General features: G+C 56.0%; 1 protein-coding gene. It reads left to right on the top strand.

The features are described from left to right. Positions 1 to 226: 226 nt before the first annotated feature. The coding region (locus tag AB0I04_RS55130) for a hypothetical protein (protein ID WP_360905072.1) at positions 227 to 1464 on the top strand (1238 nt) is incomplete at its 3' end.

The raw sequence follows: 1464 nt of genomic DNA, 5'->3' as shown, positions 1-1464 counted from the left end.
GCTGCCGCCCTCGGCGAGGCGGCCCGTCACCGACCACGAGACCAAGCTCACCCACGCGGTGGCGCAAGCACCCGGAACCCCGAGATGGTGGGGGACACAAACCCAACCACTATCCCAGTCCGATCCAGATCTTGAGCCCACACAAGCTCGCCACGTCTACCAACTGCCTGAGTTCCTGAGTTATGAGCAGTGGGCAAACTTTAACGAACGCGCCTTTAATAAATTCGTGTCAGAGTCTCACGAGGTTTCGGCGTCGGGGGTTCCGGATTCTCTCGTCAGCGAAGCACTCAAAGATACTGAGTTTGCGAACCGGCATCCAGAGTTGGAAGCGTATCTATCGCGCCGGAACAAAAATGTCGATCATGACATGAATGCACCTCTGGGCAGGTGGCAAGAAAAAGTTGTCATATTTGGGTCGCGAGAACACCCGGTGAACGTTCGGCTTCGGCATGAACCGACCATCCCAAATAGACTGATTGATGCGACAGTCGCGAATGTGAGACTTGCGGTTTCCAGAGTGCAGGCAGCAGGTTTTCCCGTTCCCGACCTTAAGATTTATATGCCTAAGTATTCCAAGTCGTTGCGACTGGAAGTCGTGGAGGCGTTTACCCCCGCAGGGGAGCCTTATAAGCATCTTCAAGTCTCGATAGTTGAAGACAAGGCATCGGCTGTTGCCATGGCCTTTACTCATCGTTACGCGCTGGCCGTGAGCATCCAACCACCCGGCATGTCTGACGATGAAAGGATGCCGATTTATTCAGACGTCGGCCCTCAGGATATGCCGACGATTATCGATGAAGAATCCGTGGCGATCGTCGTTCATGAACTCGGTCACCTACTCCACGGCGTTCGATATGTTTACCCCCTTGCCGCAAACGTTGCAATGCGGGATACAACGCTGTCGGATCTATTTGGATATGTAAGTGAATATGCCCGTAGTGGAGGGAATCCGGCCGAGTTTGTGGCTGAATTCTTCGTCCGTTGGGTTTATGGCCTGATTCCCGGGAATGATCCTATTTTTGGGCGATTGGGTGAGGTCTATCGGGATTTCGGTGGTCCGATGCCTGTGCGCGCCCGGGCCGGGTTCCCGGCTTTGCCGCTCAACAGTCGCAAAAAGAGGCGTCTGGTGGCGCTTGTTAATGGCAAGCTTCGGGAGCGCGGGGCGGGGTTCGCGGCGGCGGAAAGTCATATTGATGCCGTTTACGCTTCGGCTCCTGAAATCCATGTTCTGGTAATGGAGGAAAAAGCGCGGCGTATCGCCGATGTGTTGCAGTCGGCTCAAAGCGTCGCGCTCATGCCGCCGCAGGTCCCGGCACAAGGCTGGTCGTGGCCTTCCGGACCCGGGGCTGGAGGCTCTGGTGCTTGGAGTGGGAGTGGGTACGGCCCGGGTTATTTCGGTTATTCGGGGGGTTATAACCTGTCGTTCCGTGCGGATACCAGCCTTTCGATGATCGTTGGTCTGGG

This window comes from Actinoallomurus sp. NPDC050550, assembly GCF_040655075.1.
Classification (GTDB): Bacteria; Actinomycetota; Actinomycetes; order Streptosporangiales; family Streptosporangiaceae; genus Actinoallomurus.
This window is presented reverse-complemented; position numbering and strand designations above follow the sequence as displayed.